At 40.4% G+C, this 2,524-nt stretch carries 3 protein-coding genes; 1 reads left to right on the top strand and 2 read right to left on the bottom strand.

Features of this window, described 5'->3' with window-relative positions:
- Nucleotides 1-857 (bottom strand): peptidase U32 family protein (locus ACYVTD_RS11555; RefSeq protein ID WP_461247919.1); only part of this gene is annotated, 857 nt, incomplete at its 3' end.
- A 169-nt stretch (nucleotides 858-1,026) separates the two neighbouring features.
- On the opposite strand from ACYVTD_RS11555, the gene ACYVTD_RS11550 reads away from it, so the two are divergent.
- Nucleotides 1,027-1,386: a hypothetical protein gene (locus ACYVTD_RS11550; protein WP_461247918.1), complete on the top strand. Its 360-nt coding sequence runs from the start codon at nucleotides 1,027-1,029 to the stop codon at nucleotides 1,384-1,386.
- A gap of 561 nt (nucleotides 1,387-1,947) precedes the next feature.
- On the opposite strand, the gene ACYVTD_RS11545 is transcribed toward ACYVTD_RS11550, so the two are convergent.
- Nucleotides 1,948-2,524 (bottom strand): YgjV family protein (locus ACYVTD_RS11545; protein ID WP_461247917.1); only part of this gene is annotated, 577 nt, incomplete at its 5' end.

Here is a 2,524-nt window from a genome sequence, read left to right as displayed (position 1 = left end):
GTGTATTCCCTGTGGCTTACTTTGTTTAGCTCGGCTAAATTGTCAGCACCTTTGCCGTCCAGTTCATTTCTGTAGGCTTTAACAACTGTGGCGAGATAATACTCGCTTTTCATTCTGCCCTCGATTTTGAGGCTATCGACGCCTGCATCTTTTAGCTCCTTTATGCGATTTATCAGGCAGAGGTCCTTTGAGTTGAAAATGTAGCTTCCGCGGTCGTCTTCCTCGATTGGATAATGCTCGCCAATGCGTTTTTCTTCTTGGATTGTATATTTCCATCTGCAAGGTTGAGGGCAGTCGCCTTTGTTTGCGTGCCTGTCTGCCATGTATGAAGAGATGAGGCAGCGCCCAGAGAATGCCATGCACATCGCGCCGTGGCAGAAGACTTCAATTTCTAGGTTTGTCTTTTCGGCTATTTCTTTTATGTCTGCAATTGGCAGCTCGCGGGCGAGAATGATGCGTTCGGCGCCTAGCTCTTCCCATAGTTTTGCGGTTTCGTAGTTCAGGATATTTGCTTGCGTGCTGATATGAAGCGGTGTATTTTTTAAATATTTTTTGGCAAGAGAAAACGCACCTAAGTCGCTGATTATTAGCCCGTCGGGATTTTTATCATTTAGCCATATGAAGAATTCTTTTAGTTTTTCTAAATCACTGTTATACGGATAAATATTTGCTGTTATATATAATTTCTTGCCGATTTTTTTCGCGTAATCGATTGCGTATGCTAATTCTTCATGGCCGAAGCCTTTGTCGCCACGGCGCAGGGAAAAAAGGTCGAGACCTATATAGCAAGCATCGGCACCGTATTGGTATGCGGTTTTAAGTTTAATTAGATTACCTGCTGGGGCTAATAGTTCCATATATGTATATAATCCTCTCTTTTTGATAAGAATAAGTTTTAAAATATAATTAGGAGTGAGAAAAATGGCAAATGATGTTATAGTAGCAGTATTTAACTCGACAGAGAATGCACATAGGGCGACGAGTCAGATTGCTAGCAAAGGTATCTCAACTGAGCGCGTTTCAATCGTGTCTAGGCATGGTGAGGAGCAAGCGCAGGAAGGGTATTATGACGATAGCGTTGTTGACGGCGCTGTCTCTGGTTCGATTTTAGGAGGTTTGGGCGGATTGTTGTTGGGCGTTGGCTCGGTCGTTATACCGGGTTTTGGCGTCTTAGCAGCTGCAGGACCGATAGCGGGATTAATTACAGGAGCGACATTTGGTGGTATCGTTGGAGCGTTGATCGATTTAGGAATTCCTGAGGCTGAAGCGAGCGGATATGAGCAAGACCTGCAATCTGGCAAAATTATTTGGACTATGCAATGTGAAAGTGAATACGGCGATGAAGTCAAACAAATCTTGCGTGAGAATGGTGCGGAGAAGGTTTAAACTAGTTCCCCTAATTTAGGGGTACATATGAAAAATCTTAAAGTATATTTCGCGAATAGTGCTAAAATATCCTACTATCTATTAACTAGTTTGTTTTTGGGTGTCTATCTTTTGGTTTGTGTAGGCAGCGACGATGTGTTACTATACTTATTTCCAAGATTTGCGAGCGAGATAATTAGGGAGAATTTATCGCCAAACAGGACGCTTTCGATTTTTCTATTTGCGTTCTGTTTTTGGAATATACACATTGGGATTTATGAATTGCTAGTGAGCCTTGAGGAAATTGCAGAGAGAGAAATAAAACAAAAACGCCTTAAGGCGTTTCTAGCTATTGGGATATTCGTCATATCTTGTTTTTTTATAAAAGTAGAAGTTTTATTATATGTAAGTTTATTTATTAGCTTGCTTTTGCTATATAGTTTGATCGGGAACAGGAGCATTATACCGTCGATTATCGCAAGCATATCATGGTTTATAGCGCGATACGTCATTGAATATATAACAAGCATGGGGAGGGGCGATATTTTAATCGGTGCGGGATATTTATTTTTTCAGCTATCGCTATGGGTTTATATTATTGTTTTTAGTATTCTTTTTTCTACGAAGTTCTGCAAATATACCTAGGATGTTCATGATGAGGATTATAGAGCCGATGACAATTCCCGAAATGTTATTTAGATAGAAATTATATATATAGAAAAACAGGTTTGCTAGAAATAGCACGGATTTGATGTTGATGGTTTTGTTTAGGCTGATTGATGTGAAATTTAGGATTGTTCCTATTACTGGCAAGAGGCTGGTTGGATCGTCGTAGAAGAGGTATGCAAGCGCAAAAATGGGGAGATAGACCAATTTGTCTGCCCAAGACTTTATTGTTTTTGGCAGTTTACCTTGCAGCACATAAAGCTCGATTAGGGCGAAAAGGGCAAGGATAACGCTCATCGCGGTGCCGGATGCGGACCCTAGGAGATAATATGATATTGCAAAGGAAATGCTGAAAAAAATGGTCATCACTTCGACGCTTTTTTTCGTTTTTACGAACATCAGCCGAATGAGAATTAACTGACCTATCGCGTATAATATTTGTGAAAGAATGAACTGGAATGACATTTTTTCTCCTAAAAAGATTGACATTTTT

The organism is Treponema sp. R6D11, assembly GCF_054786075.1.
The sequence above is the reverse complement of the archived record's forward strand: the minus strand, read 5'-3'. Positions and strand labels throughout refer to the sequence as shown.